Genomic DNA, 15,893 nt, shown 5'->3' on the forward strand with positions numbered 1-15,893 from the left:
TATAAAAAGCCCGAAAAGTTTACTCACTTTGACGCAAAAATCAATCAAAAGTACGTTTTGTTTGAGGCTTTATTGTTTAACGCCCCGGAAAACCCGGAGGCATCATACCCTTCATACCGCGCATCATCTTGGCTAAGCCGCCTTTTTTCATTTTCTTCATCATGCGCTGCATATCATCAAATTGTTTTAAGAGGCGGTTCACCTCTTGTACTGTTGTACCAGAACCTGCTGCGATACGACGTTTACGTGAACCTTTAATAATTTCCGGTTTCTCACGCTCTTTACGCGTCATAGAATTAATCATCGCTTCCATTCGAACAGTGATTTTATCATCCATTTGCGATTTGACGGCATCAGGTAATTGGGACATCCCCGGCATTTTACTCATCATACTCGCCATGCCGCCCATATTACGCATTTGCTTTAATTGGCTCAGGAAGTCATTTAAATCAAAGCTATCACCCGTTTTTAGCTTTTTCGCTAATTTTTCAGCTTCATCACGGTCAACTTTATGTTCGATCTCTTCAATCAGAGAAATCACATCCCCCATACCAAGGATACGGGAAGCGACACGCTCAGGGTGAAAAGGCTCTAAGGCATCAGTTTTTTCACCAACCCCTAAGAATTTAATTGGCTTGCCTGTGATAGCACGGATTGACAGTGCCGCACCGCCTCGAGCATCCCCATCAACTTTGGTTAATACAACCCCTGTCAGTGGTAATGCTTCATTAAACGCTTTTGCAGTATTTGCCGCATCTTGACCTGTCATTGCATCAACGACAAATAAGGTTTCAACGGGTTTGATAATGCGGTGAACTTCTTGGATTTCCTCCATCATCGCTTCATCAACGTGTAAACGACCGGCGGTATCCACTAACAACACATCATAGAATTGTAACTGTGCATGTTTTAATGCTTTTTGTACGATGGCTGCGGGTTTTTCCTGTGCATCGGAAGGGAAAAAATCAACCCCAACAGATTGAGCTAATGTTTCTAGCTGTTTGATCGCCGCAGGGCGATAAACGTCAGCTGAGACCACCAGTACCTTTTTCTTTTGTTTTTCTTTTAAATGCTTACCAAGCTTGGCAACACTGGTCGTTTTACCCGCACCTTGCAAGCCGGCCATTAAGACTACCGCAGGCGGTTGCGCAGATAAATTAAGCTGATGGTTTTCATCCCCCATCGACCTAGTCAGTTCATTTTGAACAATTTTAATAAATTCTTGGCCAGGTGTTAGGCTTTTATTAACATCTTGACCAACAGCACTTTCTTTGACTTTTTGAATAAATTCACGGACAACTGGCAAAGCAACGTCTGCTTCCAGTAAGGCCATGCGAACTTCGCGTAATGTGTCTTTAATATTGTCATCAGTAAGGCGTCCCCGCCCACTGATATTGCGCAACGTGCGCGATAGTCTGTCAGTTAAATTATCAAACATATGTCTTAGCTCAATTCTGTTGATGGGCCGATGCTCAGCCTGATCTGGTTGCTAATACAGCTAATTTCAAGTGTATTGGTTATAACGACTTGAATTATAAGTATCAATCCTTTCATAATTATGAAAGAAAAACCAACGCTAAAATAATTCGGGCAAAATAATTATGCTATTGTAACATGCCCATTGTTTTTTCGCTGCCCCCTGTTTGAAACTGATGATACAGGTTATTATGGTTCTAATTTATGGTGATAAATCAAATCAGTTGGCGCATGAAGTGCTATCAACAACGAATATGCTGTGATTAGCCCGTCCAATGGTTGGAGCCTACACCCGTACAAGTTATACTATGTAATAACTTTCCACTAACCAAGAACAACGACACTATACTATGCCCGTATTTGCAGTCATAGCAGTTTGTACATACATGGTCAGTCTGCTACTGATCGTCCCCGGTCAAGTGCGTAAGCAGCCATTCTATCGTCGCCTAGCGATTTTGCTTGCTGTTATTGCGTTAGTGACTCATGCAATAACACTGAAATTACTTATTTTCAGTGAGGCCGAGGGGCAAAATCTCACACTGTTGAATCTAGGTTCTGCGGTTAGCTTGCTTATGTGTGTGATTATGACCGTTGTGGCTTATTGGGGAAAAGCCTGGTACTTAACTCCGATTGTATATAGTTTTGCTATCATTAATTTAATGTTATCCACCATCATGCCCGGTGAGTTTATTACTCATCTAGAAGCGAGCGTCCCTCTATTCGTTCATATCGGCTTAGCTTTATTGAGCTATGCAACGTTGCTCATTGCAGCGTTATATGCTCTCCAAGTGGCGTTGATTGACCACCAATTAAAAAATAAAACCTTAAAATTTAGCCCAGATATGCCACCCATGATGGTTGTAGAACGCAAGATGTTTCATATCACTCAGGTTGGTGTGATTTTGCTTACATTAACCTTATGCACAGGCTTTATTTATATGGATAATATTTTTGGTAAAGAAAATATCCATAAATCAGTATTATCTGTTATTGCTTGGTTTGTTTATATTACTTTGCTTTGGGGGCATTTCCATGGTGGATGGCGGGGTAAACGCGTGTTGTTTTTCCACGTTGGGGGCTCCATTATCTTAACAATGGCTTTTTTTGGTAACCGCCTTATACAGGAATTTATAATATTTTGACAACTAAACCACCATTAGCCTCATATAAGGAACCTTGTTTTGGATGATGTGTCTACCAGTACGCTAATCATCATATTGATTGTTTTAATTTTTATGTCGGCCTATTTCTCTGCTTCCGAAACAGCGATGATGACATTAAACCGCTATCGTTTAAAACATTTAGCAAAACATGGCAATAGCTCTGCGATCCGCGTCGAAAAATTACTCAAGCACCCCGATAAACTCTTAAGTTTAGTGCTTATTGGCAATAATTTGATCAATATTGTCGCCTCTGCATTAGCGACGATTATCGGCATGCGTTTATACGGCAATGCCGGTGTAGCAATGGCGACGGGGATTCTAACATTTGTGATCCTTATATTTGCCGAGGTTATGCCTAAAACACTCGCTGCGCTGTATCCAGAAAAAATTGCGTTTCCTAGCAGCTACCTTTTAAAGCCGCTACAAGTCATTATGATGCCGATTGTGTTGGCATTTAATACCATTTCAGCCTTGTTGTTACGTTGTATAGGTATACGGTCGCTAACTGCCCGTACGGATGCCGTCAACAAGGAAGAATTGCGGACCATTGTTAACGAATCAAAGCATAAAATTAGCCGTCGCAACCAAGACATGCTGATTTCAATATTGGATTTAGACAAAGTCACCGTTGGCGATATTATGTTGCCAAGAAATGAAATTGTGGGCATTGACGTAAATGATGACTGGAAATCAATTATTCGACAGCTAACGCATTCACCTCATGGACGTATAGTGCTTTATCGTGATTCCCTTGATGATTCCATTGGTATTTTGCGTGTTCGAGAAGCCTATCGTTTGATGATGGAAAAACGCGAATTCAACAAGCAAAATCTGATTAAAGCAGCTGATAATATCTATTTCATCCCGAATAGTACGCCACTTAATATTCAACTTGTTAATTTTCAGCATAACAAAGAAAAGCTAGGCATCATTGTTGACGAATATGGTGAAATTCAAGGTCTTATTACTGTCGAAGATATCTTAGAAGAAATTGTAGGGGACTTTACAACATCTATGTCTCCATCACTAGCTGAAGAGGTTTTGCCACAAAGCGACGGTAGCGTACTTGTAGACGGTTCTGCCAATATCCGTGAGCTAAATAAGGCATTCGATTGGAATCTCCCTATTGATGGCCCTAGGACGGTTAATGGCATGGTATTAGAGGTGATAGGTGATATCCCTCAACCTGAAGAGCAAATCGTGGTAGGCCATTACCTTATCGAGGTATTAGTCATGAGCGAAAATATTGTTAAGCAAGTCAGGATAACCCCTCTGGCATTTAGCTCCCAAATCCCAGACCTTTAATTTAAACTGCCACTCTTAGCTCACAACCTAAAAAGAGCCAGATATTGGCTCTTTTGTTTTATATATAGATCAACTAAAAAATAGATAACTAGACGTGCAGTTGCTCTAGTTTGTCTGCTGGTAACGCTAATTCATCATTTTTATTGATACCAATCTCGGAAGCGAGAACATTACGTGCAATTTGTTGCGCTTCTTCTAATGAATGCATTTTATATGTACCACACTGATATACATTCAATTCAGGAATTTTGTTTTGATCTTCAACCTTCAAAACATCTTCCATTGCCGCTTTCCACGCATTAGCAACACGCTGCTCCTCTGGTTGGCCGATTAAGCTCATATAAAAACCTGTACGGCAGCCCATTGGAGAGATATCAATAATTTCTACACCATCACTGTTGAGATGATCACGCATAAAGCCTGCAAATAAGTGCTCTAAAGTATGCGTTCCTTTCTCTGTCATGGCTTCTTCATTTGGCACGGTAAAACGTAAATCAAACACTGTGATAGTATCATCATTCGGTGTTTTCATGGTTTTTGCCACACGTACAGCAGGCGCTGACATGCGAGTATGATCGACAGTAAAGCTATCTAATAATGGCATTTTGTGACCTCCTCAAAAATATAAAAATTATTTCTAAAAATAAATGAAACTATTTTGAAAATGCAGAGTCTGAAATATTGAAAGACGCGCAATTTGTTATCATCCCTAATTCTCTAAGAGATTTTTATTTGGCCACCTAGTGTGGCCATTTCTTTTAGCGTCCTGCATGGATGCGCAGATAGTCTTCAAAGCTTTCAGTTTCACTTTGCTCCATCTTTGCTTGCTTCTCAATTGAAGCTAACCGTGCTTGTTCAAATTGCTCTTCAGTAATCACTTCATAAGGTTCATTAACTAACTGTTCAAAATACTTCTCAGCTAATTCTAGCCCATAACCACCAATGCCTTTTTCCAACATCTCATCCATAACGAGCGCTGAGTATGTCAGTGTTGGATCTTCAAACATGGCAACAAACTGGTGGCAAGCTTCTTGATACCTTTCATCACAGCAAGTATCAAGCACTTCAGCAACCCGAATTAAATCATTAAATAATTGCTGACCAACCTCAACTAATGGTTTGACTTCACTACCACAACCAAAACCAATCACTTGTCCAGGTTTACGCCCTTCAAGGATCACCCTGTTCCAATTTTGGCGACAGCAATCAAGCTCTTGAGCATTCATTTCAGGTGCATCTGCAAGCACACACCATATTAAGAATAGATCAACAAACCGAGCTTGTGTTTCATTTACCCCAATTGCACTGAACGGGTTGATATCCAGTGAACGAACTTCAATATACTCAATACCACCACGCATTAGAGCATCTGAAGGTGATTCATTACCTTTAGGTACACGTTTCGGCCGTATAGGGGCATACAGCTCATTCTCTATCTGTAATACATTCGTATTTAACTGAACATATTCGCCATCTTTTTTTACTCCTAGCTTTTCAAACTCAGCCGAAGGTTTATGAATGGCTTTTTTCAAGTTTTCTATATATTCATCCAGTTTATTGAACGTAATATTTAGATCACTTTGCGACTTATTTGTATAGCCTAGGTCACTCATGCGCAGTGATGTCGCATAAGGTAAGTAATAGGTGCCACAATCTGTTTTATCAAATGATAACGCTGTGTCTCTATCCTTTAAGAAAGAGCCACAAATGGCTGGAGATGCGCCGAATAGATACGGAATAACCCAACCGAAGCGGTAATAATTTCTGATCAGACGTAAATAGCCCTCTGAAATTTTTTCCTTACCGCTTTCTTCATCTTTTACACCAGCCCAAGCCTGCCAAAATTCAATTGGCAAAGAAAAGTTATAATGCACCCCTGCTATCGTTTGCATTAGCGCACCATAACGATTTTTTAAGCCCTCTCGATACAGGGTTTTAAAACGCCCGACATTAGAAGAACCATATTGAGCAAGAGTGATTCTATCTTCACTTTCAATAAAGCACGGCATACTGAGCGGCCACATTCTTTCATTTTTAAGTTGGCGCGCAGTATAACGATGTAAGTCCCGAAGAAAGGCCAAATTATGGCTGATGCTTTTATCTACAGGAGTAATAAATTCGAGTAAGGACTCCGCAAAATCTGTCGTGATCCATTTATGTGTTAAAGCTTTTCCCAGCCCTTCTGGATGCAATGTTTCTGCTATCGCACCTGTTGGGGACACACGCAATGTTTCGCGCTCAATACCACGTTGAATTCCATTTAGTGCTTCTGGGTGCGCCTCTAACCATGAGAGCGCTTTTGATACGTCCGGGATCAAATCGACCTCCCGCCTGTGATGTTAATTTATTTTATTGAGGCAATTACTTTAGCTTAAATCACATAAATTGTCGCTGTCTAGATGTGTGGTTTATCGAGGATTACATACAAAGATATTAGGTGAATGGCATTTTTTCTAATTTTAGGCAAAAAAAAACTCCTCAAAGTGAGGAGTTTCTAATGATGGTGCATCCGGGAGGATTCGAACCTCCGACCGCTCGGTTCGTAGCCGAGTACTCTATCCAGCTGAGCTACGGATGCAAAATTCTTTCGATTATAAATCGATGTTCCAATAACTTTTTATGAATTAGATTAAAATGTATTATTGATATGCTAAATTTAGCAACTAAGAGATGGTGCATCCGGGAGGATTCGAACCTCCGACCGCTCGGTTCGTAGCCGAGTACTCTATCCAGCTGAGCTACGGATGCATGTTTAGTGCAAGACTGATTTTTATCTCAAAATTTTTATCAACTACTAAAAACTAACTTCTAAGTTACTGCATGTTTTGGTTTCCAATATTCTAGAACCAAAACAAAACCCCATCAGATACTCTTATAGGGTTAAATATGGTGCATCCGGGAGGATTCGAACCTCCGACCGCTCGGTTCGTAGCCGAGTACTCTATCCAGCTGAGCTACGGATGCATATCTAAAATGGCGGTGAGGGAGGGATTCGAACCCTCGATGCAGCTTTTGACCGCATACTCCCTTAGCAGGGGAGCGCCTTCAGCCTCTCGGCCACCTCACCATATTTTAGTTACACACGATTTGTTTTTTCAAACATCTCGTTGCTGTGTGGCGCACATATTACTTTCCTAGACTTAGAAGTCAAACAATTTTTCCAAACTTTTTGCATTCCGTAGTCTGTTTGCACATTTCACAAGCAAGATGATTAGTTTAGCACCGAAAAAGATCTTTTTCAGCCCTTATCTCACTAAGTTTATAAACAAAAAGCAGGAAAAAAAATGATGATAGCACTCAACAAAAAGTATATTTTTTAGCCAAATGAAAAATAGACATGCAATAAAAAAATAAATCGAGCACGATGAAAATTAATGCTCAGCAAAATACAGTCGCTAAACACTAAAAAACTGCATATTAGATTAACAAAAGGGAATAATAGAATAGGAAAGACAAGCGTCCATTCTTGCTGTGTGGTCAATCATTGGACGCTTCTTTTTTATTATTGATTATCTGGTTGAGTTTTTTCAGCCTGGATCCGTTGATAAATTTCTTCACGGTGAACAGAAACTTCTTTTGGGGCGTTAACACCAATACGAACTTGGTTGCCTTTGACACCCAATACAGTAACTGTTACCTCATCGCCTATCATGAGTGTTTCACCAACTCGACGAGTCAGAATAAGCATTCTTTGCTCCTTGAAATATTAAAAGAGTCGGGTCTTTAGGTATCCCCCGCTATTGTCCATCACACACCGTGAAAACGTAAAGCAATGATATTCACCTAAAGCATTGATGCCATCAATGCAAGCATTCTAATTATTTACAAGCAAAATATAACACTACAAGCGATACATTAACAATGCCGCAACAGCTTAAAGTTGCCTCATATTTTAATGAGGCAACTTTGTCGACGCTTATAGCCGTGATTCAACCCATTCTTCGACACTTGCCATCGCAGCAGGTAATGCATTCACGTCAGTACCCCCTGCCTGTGCCATGTCTGGTCGCCCACCACCTTTACCGCCAACCTGCCCTGCAATAAAGGAAATCAAGTCACCTGCTTTAACTTTAGCAGTTAAATCATTAGTCACCCCAACGATCATACTGACTTTATCACCACTTGTTGTTGAAAGCACGATAATCGCAGATTTCAGCTGGTTCTTGAGATCATCTACCATAGTTCTCAGTAGCTTAGGATCAGTATTGCTCAATTGAGTCACTAACAACTTGATGCCTTTCACATCTTTCGCTTTACTACCTATTGAAGCACTTTCTTGCGATGCTTGCTGATCTTTTAGTTGCAAAATTTCTTTCTCGAGCTGACGAGATTTGTCTAATGCAGCTTTAACTTTTTCCACAAGACTATTGGAGTCACCTTTTAATAGGTGAGCAATTGCTGAAAGTTGCTCGGATTGATTGTGAATATTTTCAATCGCCATCGCCCCCGTTGTTGCTTCGATACGACGAACGCCAGCAGCAGTGCCTGATTCGCTAAGAATACGGAATAAACCAATATCCCCAGTTCGACTAGCATGTGTACCACCGCATAATTCAATAGAAAAATCACCCATACTCAAAACGCGTACACGTTCTTCATATTTTTCACCGAATAATGCCATAGCGCCTTTCGCTTTAGCTCCCTCTAAATCCATCAACTCAGTTTCAATTTCTGAGTTTTTTCGGATTTGAGCATTCACAATATCTTCTACCTGACGTAGCTCTTCCTGTGTCATCGCTTCAAAATGGGAGAAATCAAAACGGAGATATTTATCGTTAACCAATGAGCCTTTTTGTGACACATGCTCACCCAATACCTGACGTAATGCAGCATGAAGTAAATGTGTCGCTGAGTGATTTAAGCGGATAGCATCACGCCTCGCGCTATTAATCAAAGCAGTAATACGATGGTTAACAACTAATGTACCTGACTCTACTTTACCTATGTGACCAATCGCTTGGCCGTATTTTTGAGTGTCTGTTACATTAAAGCTTGCACTGTCACTATTTAAATAACCAGTGTCACCCACTTGCCCACCGGACTCTGCATAGAATGCAGTTTTATCTAGGATAACCAACCCTTCTTCACCCTCTTTAAGGGTATCAACAGGTTGACCATCTTTATACAAAGCCGTGATTGTTGCTTGTTGCTCATCGTATTGATAACCAGAGAATTCGCTACGCTTATCAACTTTGATTAATGAGTTATAATCTGCGCCAAAACCGCTCGATTCTCTAGCACGACGACGTTGGTCTTCCATCGCATGCTCAAAACCTTGCTCATCGACTTTAATATTGCGTTCACGGCAAACGTCCGCCGTTAAATCGATAGGGAAGCCATAGGTATCATATAAACGGAATGCAGCCTCACCATCAAGTGTATCGCCTTTTAGGGAAGCAAGTTCTTCGTCTAATAATTGCAAGCCGCGTTCTAAAGTACGAGCAAATTGTTCTTCTTCAGTTTTAAGAACTTTTTCTACCATTGCTTGCTGACGTGCAAGCTCATCCGCAGCAGAGCCCATCACGTTAATTAGTGGAGCAACTAATTTGTAGAAGAAGGTATCCTTTGCACCAAGCATGTAACCGTGACGCACTGCTCGGCGAATAATACGCCGTAAAACATAGCCACGCCCTTCATTTGATGGAATGACACCATCACTAACAAGGAATGCACAAGAACGAATGTGGTCAGCAATAACACGCAATGATTTATTTTCCAAATCAGTTGCCCCTGTTGCTTTCGCAGCAGCAGCAATGAGTTCGCGGAAAATATCAATCTCATAGTTAGAATTTACGTGTTGAAGTACCGCAGAAATGCGTTCTAAACCCATCCCTGTGTCGACTGAAGGTTTTGGCAGTGGCTCCATAGTACCGTCTGATTGACGGTTAAATTGCATGAAGACAAGGTTCCAGATTTCAATATAACGGTCACCATCTTCTTCAGGGCTCCCCGGAGGACCACCCCAAATATGCTCACCATGGTCATAGAAAATCTCTGTACATGGACCACAAGGGCCTGTATCACCCATTTGCCAGAAGTTATCTGACGCATATGGTGCACCTTTATTGTCACCAATACGAATAATACGCTCAGCTGGAACACCAATTTCTTTGTTCCAGATATCATACGCTTCATCATCTGTCGCGTAGACAGTTACCCACAGCCTTTCTTTTGGTAAATTAAACCACTCTTCGCTAGTTAATAGTTCCCAAGCAAAGCGGATAGCATCATGCTTAAAGTAATCACCGAAGCTGAAGTTACCTAGCATTTCAAAAAATGTATGGTGGCGAGCGGTATAACCCACATTTTCTAAGTCGTTATGTTTACCACCTGCTCGAACGCAACGTTGCGCAGTTGTCGCTCGGGAATATGCTCTCTTATCCAGGCCAAGAAATACATCTTTGAACTGGTTCATCCCTGCGTTTGTGAACAGTAGTGTAGGGTCATTATTTGGCACTAGCGAACTGCTGGTGACCACTTGATGACCTTTCGTATGAAAAAAGTCGAGAAACGCTTGACGGATCTCAGCGGTGCTTTTACTCATATTTATCCCGATATCAAGCTGGAAACAGAATTACGAATTGTTGAGATGGTATGTAACATCACCTCTAATCAACTCTCCGATTAAAAAGTGACTGATAAGATAAAGTCTCTTTATGCAGAAGTAAAATATAGATACATCCATTAGCAGCTTTCATTGTAAAGCGTCTAGATATTTTCTGAAAGCATGTTTATACCCCGCGCTGGGGTATTTTTCCACAGAAAAACTGTTCGATAAACTATTAATGTAATAGGCCAAAATAAAAATGGCGCCCCCTTATGAAAGGTGCGCCACTAATTTAGATGATAATCAAATAGTTACACTTGAATTAAATTTCTTCTGGTGTTTCTTCTTCATCAGAACCACTGACGAAATCTTCCGCAGCGCTACTAAATTCACCAGTATGATTTAATAACATTTCGCGTAGTTTCGTATCAATTTCCTGTGCTATTTCAGGATGCTCTTTTAAATAAGTTGTTGAGTTAGCTTTACCTTGACCGATTTTGTCCCCGTTATAGCTATACCAAGCACCCGCTTTTTCAATTAATTTATGTTTTACACCTAAGTCAATAAGCTCACCGAAGGTGTTAATCCCTTCACCATAAAGAATTTGGAATTCAGCTTGTTTAAATGGTGCTGCGACTTTATTTTTCACAACTTTAACACGGGTTTCGCTACCTACAATTTCTTCACCGTTTTTCACCGCACCGATACGGCGAATATCTAAACGGACAGATGCGTAGAATTTCAATGCGTTACCACCTGTAGTGGTTTCCGGATTACCAAACATAACACCAATCTTCATACGAATTTGGTTGATAAAGATCAGTAAGGTATTTGACGTTTTTAAATTCCCCGCCAATTTACGCATTGCTTGGCTCATCATACGGGCTGCTAGGCCCATATGAGAATCACCAATCTCGCCTTCAATTTCAGCTTTAGGTGTTAACGCAGCAACAGAGTCAACGATAATGACATCAACCGCCCCTGAGCGTGTTAATGCATCACAAATTTCAAGAGCTTGTTCACCTGTATCGGGTTGTGAACATAATAAGTTATCAATATCTACGCCTAATTTTTTCGCATAGATAGGGTCTAAGGCGTGCTCTGCATCGATAAATGCGCAAGTTTTACCACTGCGTTGTGCCGCAGCAATAACCTGTAAAGTTAATGTTGTTTTACCCGAAGCTTCAGGACCGTAGATTTCAACAATACGACCTAATGGCAAGCCACCAGCGCCTAATGCAACATCAAGGGATAAGGAGCCTGTTGAAATCGTTTCAACATCCATAGAGCGGTCTTCACCAAGACGCATAATGGAGCCTTTACCAAATTGTTTTTCAATTTGGCCTAATGCTGCTGCAAGTGCTTTTTGTTTGTTTTCATCAATAGCCATGATTACTCCCTAAGTGCAATGGCTTGACCACTGCGAATAAAACGATTGAATTGGGTTTGTTAAAATTAATTATACTGTATAATCATACAGTATCAAGAAAATTTTTCATTTAACAACTTTAAAAGTGTTTCTAGGACATAACCCGTTGATTGTAAACGAACTTGGTTTCTATCCCCTTGGAATACACAGTGCTGTGTTGTTACGGTTATGGTTTTATCAGCCTGTTTTTTAGCAAAACCAAACCAGACTGTCCCAACAGGCTTTTCTATACTACCGCCGTCGGGGCCGGCAATTCCACTGATTGAAACAGCAAAATCGGCCCTCGCTTCCCGCAATGCCCCTAAAGCCATTTCTGCGACAACTTGTTGGCTTACTGCGCCATATTGTTGTAAAGACTCCTCTTTAACACCAATCATTTGGTGTTTGGCTTCATTGCTATAAGTGACGAAGCCACGCTGGAAGTAAGCTGAGCTCCCTGCGATATCGGTCAATACCTTAGCAACCCAGCCACCAGTACAAGATTCAGCAGCGGTGACTGTTTTACCTTGTTCTGTTAGTTTCTGACCAATTTGAATACTCAATATTTCGAGTTGCTTCTCATCTATCATGATGCTACCTACCTTTACTTCATTTTTTTACGAGCGCGATCCCAAACCCACAAACCCGCAATAGCTATCGCAAATACAGCACCGAAACCAATCCCTGCATTCACTACTGACAAACCAGCTTTAATTGCCAAAGAGTACAAGCCTAACATAATTAGCATTGCACTGTTTTCGCCTAAGTTTTGCACAGCAATGGCATTCCCTGCTCCAACAGTCTCTTTCCCCTTTTCTTGAAGTAATGCATTAAGTGGAACCACAAATAAGCCACCAAATACCCCAAGTATTATCAGAATAAAATATGCTGGAATAATATTAGTTTGCAATGAGAGTAAAACCACCATGATACCGATGATAACCCCAGCAGGAATACAACGATAAACCGTTTTTAAGGTAATAAATTTAGCAGCAAGCCCCGCTCCAACGACAATCCCTATAGCAACCATCGCATTGAGGATTGTTGGGGTTGTGTTGTCTTGTAAGCCTAAAGCGACAGGTACCCATGCCACTAATAAAAAACGTAAGGTGACACCCGCCCCCCAAAATAAACTGGTCCCCACAAGTGAGAAGCGACTTTCTTGGTTAGACCATAGAATACGGCAAGCACCGAAAAAATCAGTCACTAATAGTTTAATATTCCAGCCTTTGCCTGGCCGTGCAGCCACTAGCGGTGGGATAAAGAAATTGGCAATAACAGCTAATGCATACAATACAGCACAAGTTCCGAGCGCTAATATAAGGTTAATATCGGAAAGCACCCCACCGACCACTGAGCCCACTAGAATAGCCGCGATTGTCGATGCTTCCATAACTCCATTTGCTTTAACAAGGTTATCTCCCCCTGTTAATTCCCCTAAAATACCGTATTTAGCAGGGGAATAAGATGCAGCGCCTACCCCCACTAGACCATAGCAAAGGAAAGGGTTTAACCCCAAACAAATACCAAGAGCCCCAATAAATTTAAAAATGTTAGAAAACAACATTACGCGCCCTTTTGAGAACCTATCGGCGATTTGCCCTACAAAAGGTGCCAGTACAATATAAGTAAATACAAACACCATTTGCAGAATAGGATGGCTCCACTCAGGGTAAAACTCTGCTTTAAGCTGTGCAAGTATTGCAAATAATAATGCATTATCAGCAAATGCAGAGAGGAATTGAGACGCCAATACGGCTTTCATTCCTCGGCTCATTAATGGCGCATTTTGCATGCTTTCTTGCATATTATTCATCCTTTAACGCCATCTGTTTTAGTGTAACAAAGTCCGTTTTACCACTTCCCAAAACTGGCAGTTCTTTTACTAAACGAATGTCACGCGGGACAGCTAATTCAGTTAAGCCTTTGCTTTTCGCTGCCGCAGACAATGCGCTGCGGTCTAATTCTTTATCTGTCGTGAATAAAACAAGCGCCTCACCCTTACTACTATCAGGCTTAGTGACAACGCCATGATTCTCATTTGGTGAAATACCCGCGACCATTTGTTCAATACTTTCAAGAGAAACCATTTCCCCTGCAAGTTTTGCAAAACGCTTAACACGACCTTTAATAGTACAGAAGTTTTGATTGTCTAAAGTAACGATATCACCCGTGTCATACCAGCCATCTTCTAATTCACCTTGCTCATTTTCCGCTTTAGGCGTTTCTAAGACACCAGGGGCTTCAACACGTAAATACCCCTTCATGATATTTGGCCCTTTTAGCTGTAATTTCCCCCCCTGTTCAATACCTGGGATAGGGATAATCCTCGCCTCCATTTCGGGTAAAATTTGACCTACTGAACCTTCTTTAGCGGCCATTGGTACGTTAATTGAAACGATAGGAGCACATTCAGTCACCCCATACCCTTCAAGGATACGAATACCAAATTTATCAAACCAGATTTTTTTAGTTTTATCAGAGAGCTTTTCAGCGCCAGCAACGACATAGCGCAAACGTGCAAAATCATACTGATGCGCAAAACGCGCATAATTACCTAAAAATGTCGAAGTCCCAAAAAGCACTGTACAATTTTTGTCATAGACCAATTCCGGAATGACTCGATAGTGCAAAGGGCTTGGATAAAGAAACACTCGGCTTCCTGAAAATAGAGGAATGAACAAACCAACAGTTAGACCAAATGCATGGAATAATGGTAATGATGACATAAAACGGTCACGAGGAGTGAAGTCAGCAATGGTCTTAATTTGCTCAACATTCGCCATTAAGCTCCCGTGGCTATGAACCACCCCTTTCGGTGTTCCCTCTGACCCTGAAGTGAATAGCACGATCGCTTCATCTGTCGTTTTGCGCGGGATAACGGCTTTACGTGGATTAAATAAATGCTTAACAATCCAAAGTTTATCTTGCCATGTCACTGTATCTTTTAAATCTTCAAGGTAAATCCAGTTAGCTTCAGTAACTTGCTCGGGAATATGCGTTAAATGACCTTTTTCTAAAAATTGGCGAGAGGTAAATACGACAGTGGCTGCAGATGCTTTTAATGCATTACTGATCCCATGGCTTCCCGCAGTATAATTCAGCATCGCAGGGACTCGTCCCCTCATTAGGGCCCCAAAAATAGCCGCAGCCGTAACTGTTGTATTTGGCAATAATAAGCCTACACGCTCATTTTCATGGGTATAACGTTCTATAATACGCCCGACTCCCAGAGCTTTTTTCAATAAGCTTTGGTAGGAGTCTTCTTTAAAAGCGATATCTTCAATACAGGGCGTATATCGACCAAACTTATGAACACTTTGAATAAACTCTTCGACCAATGTGACTTGGGGCAAACAAGCCATACGCGCAGATTTCATAATTTGGTACAAATGCTCTCCAGCTAAGGCTCGGCGCTCAACAGCTCGAGGGGCTTGAGGCATAGGAATGCTTTGTGCAGGCAAAATATGTAATGTGATTTTTGGGAACCATTTTAATGGAATAATGCCTTTTAACCGACCAAAGTGACTGCGCTCCGCACCTTCAATACGAATAGGAACAACTTTTGCCTCCGACTTTGCAGCAACAAATGCAGCCCCTTCATAGATTTTCATTAAAGAACCATGCACAGTAATACGCCCTTCTGGAAAAATGACGATTGGGCGCCCTTTTTCCACCTCTTTAACAAGGTGACGTATCCCTAAAGGGTTAGCAGGGTCAAGAGGAACAATATCCGCATAAGGTTTAAGACGCTTCACCATTTTTGGTGTCGCAAATGATGAATACACAGCAAATACAGGTTTTACAGGTAAAAAAAGTGCAATCAAAACACCATCAAGGAAAGAAACATGATTGGGTGTAATCAAGCATTTATCTTGATTAAATTCTTTTGCATCACCGGTAACTTGGACGCGAAATAAAAATTTAAGTATTGCCTTGATGATGTTTGCCAACATAATGAATCCCTATATTATGATTATGTTTTATATGCAAA

Annotated in this window: 11 protein-coding genes and 4 tRNA genes; 2 read left to right on the forward strand and 13 right to left on the reverse strand. The window is 41.0% G+C overall.

Going from position 1 to position 15,893, the window contains the following annotated elements; genetic code table 11:
- Nucleotides 1–76 precede the first annotated feature (76 nt).
- Nucleotides 77–1,438, reverse strand: coding sequence for a signal recognition particle protein (gene ffh, locus ACPEH5_RS05575; RefSeq protein WP_042848683.1), 1,362 nt, complete (start codon nt 1,436–1,438; stop codon nt 77–79).
- Nucleotides 1,439–1,826: 388 nt separating this feature from the next.
- Between ffh and ACPEH5_RS05580 the strand changes: the two genes are divergently transcribed.
- Entirely contained in the window at nt 1,827–2,618 is a 792-nt protein-coding gene (locus tag ACPEH5_RS05580; RefSeq protein ID WP_042848684.1) for a cytochrome C assembly family protein, read from the forward strand.
- Nucleotides 2,619–2,657: 39 nt separating this feature from the next.
- On the forward strand, nt 2,658–3,944 hold the full coding sequence (locus ACPEH5_RS05585; protein ID WP_042848685.1) for a CNNM domain-containing protein: 1,287 nt from the start codon (nt 2,658–2,660) through the stop codon (nt 3,942–3,944).
- Nucleotides 3,945–4,032: 88 nt separating this feature from the next.
- Here ACPEH5_RS05585 and luxS read toward each other — a convergent pair whose 3' ends face one another.
- From luxS to aas, 12 genes are all read right to left on the reverse strand, one after another.
- Nucleotides 4,033–4,548 (reverse strand): S-ribosylhomocysteine lyase, encoded by a 516-nt coding sequence (gene luxS, locus ACPEH5_RS05590; protein ID WP_042848686.1) that lies wholly within the window; start codon nt 4,546–4,548, stop codon nt 4,033–4,035.
- A 154-nt stretch (nt 4,549–4,702) separates the two neighbouring features.
- Nucleotides 4,703–6,262, reverse strand: coding sequence for a glutamate--cysteine ligase (gshA, locus tag ACPEH5_RS05595; RefSeq protein WP_042848687.1), 1,560 nt, complete (start codon nt 6,260–6,262; stop codon nt 4,703–4,705).
- 183 nt (nt 6,263–6,445) lie between these two features.
- Nucleotides 6,446–6,522: transfer RNA gene (locus tag ACPEH5_RS05600), tRNA-Arg, on the reverse strand.
- A gap of 93 nt (nt 6,523–6,615) precedes the next feature.
- A tRNA-Arg gene (locus tag ACPEH5_RS05605) sits at nt 6,616–6,692 on the reverse strand.
- Nucleotides 6,693–6,831: 139 nt separating this feature from the next.
- A tRNA-Arg gene (locus tag ACPEH5_RS05610) sits at nt 6,832–6,908 on the reverse strand.
- Nucleotides 6,909–6,918: 10 nt separating this feature from the next.
- Nucleotides 6,919–7,011, reverse strand: a tRNA-Ser gene (locus ACPEH5_RS05615).
- A gap of 435 nt (nt 7,012–7,446) precedes the next feature.
- Nucleotides 7,447–7,632 (reverse strand): carbon storage regulator CsrA, encoded by a 186-nt coding sequence (csrA, locus tag ACPEH5_RS05620; RefSeq protein WP_004264815.1) that lies wholly within the window; start codon nt 7,630–7,632, stop codon nt 7,447–7,449.
- A gap of 228 nt (nt 7,633–7,860) precedes the next feature.
- On the reverse strand, nt 7,861–10,488 hold the full coding sequence (gene alaS / locus ACPEH5_RS05625) for an alanine--tRNA ligase (RefSeq protein WP_042848688.1): 2,628 nt from the start codon (nt 10,486–10,488) through the stop codon (nt 7,861–7,863).
- Nucleotides 10,489–10,813: 325 nt separating this feature from the next.
- Nucleotides 10,814–11,881, reverse strand: coding sequence for a recombinase RecA (recA, locus tag ACPEH5_RS05630; RefSeq protein WP_048608224.1), 1,068 nt, complete (start codon nt 11,879–11,881; stop codon nt 10,814–10,816).
- 92 nt (nt 11,882–11,973) lie between these two features.
- A complete protein-coding gene (pncC, locus tag ACPEH5_RS05635) occupies nt 11,974–12,489 on the reverse strand; it encodes a nicotinamide-nucleotide amidase (protein WP_048608226.1) in 516 nt (171 codons plus the stop codon).
- 14 nt (nt 12,490–12,503) lie between these two features.
- The gene (gene lplT, locus ACPEH5_RS05640) at nt 12,504–13,706 is read right to left on the reverse strand and encodes a lysophospholipid transporter LplT (protein WP_042848691.1); all 1,203 of its coding nucleotides are present in this window, start codon (nt 13,704–13,706) and stop codon (nt 12,504–12,506) included.
- Nucleotide 13,707: 1 nt separating this feature from the next.
- Nucleotides 13,708–15,855 (reverse strand): bifunctional acyl-ACP--phospholipid O-acyltransferase/long-chain-fatty-acid--ACP ligase, encoded by a 2,148-nt coding sequence (aas, locus tag ACPEH5_RS05645; protein ID WP_042848693.1) that lies wholly within the window; start codon nt 15,853–15,855, stop codon nt 13,708–13,710.
- Nucleotides 15,856–15,893: the final 38 nt, after the last annotated feature.

The sequence above is a fragment of the Providencia sp. NPDC089933 genome (assembly GCF_049545585.1).
Taxonomy (GTDB): Bacteria; Pseudomonadota; Gammaproteobacteria; order Enterobacterales; family Enterobacteriaceae; genus Providencia; species Providencia huashanensis.

Excerpts from the sequence above, each read along its gene's own strand:
- lplT (WP_042848691.1), bottom strand. The coding sequence starts at position 13,706 with ATGCAAGAAAGCATGCAAAATGCGCCATTAATGAGCCGAGGAATGAAA.
- alaS (WP_042848688.1), bottom strand. The coding sequence starts at position 10,488 with ATGAGTAAAAGCACCGCTGAGATCCGTCAAGCGTTTCTCGACTTTTTT.
- pncC (WP_048608226.1), bottom strand. The coding sequence starts at position 12,489 with ATGATAGATGAGAAGCAACTCGAAATATTGAGTATTCAAATTGGTCAG.
- csrA (WP_004264815.1), bottom strand. The coding sequence starts at position 7,632 with ATGCTTATTCTGACTCGTCGAGTTGGTGAAACACTCATGATAGGCGAT.
- recA (WP_048608224.1), bottom strand. The coding sequence starts at position 11,881 with ATGGCTATTGATGAAAACAAACAAAAAGCACTTGCAGCAGCATTAGGC.
- ffh (WP_042848683.1), bottom strand. The coding sequence starts at position 1,438 with ATGTTTGATAATTTAACTGACAGACTATCGCGCACGTTGCGCAATATC.
- ACPEH5_RS05580 (WP_042848684.1), top strand. The coding sequence starts at position 1,827 with ATGCCCGTATTTGCAGTCATAGCAGTTTGTACATACATGGTCAGTCTG.
- luxS (WP_042848686.1), bottom strand. The coding sequence starts at position 4,548 with ATGCCATTATTAGATAGCTTTACTGTCGATCATACTCGCATGTCAGCG.
- aas (WP_042848693.1), bottom strand. The coding sequence starts at position 15,855 with ATGTTGGCAAACATCATCAAGGCAATACTTAAATTTTTATTTCGCGTC.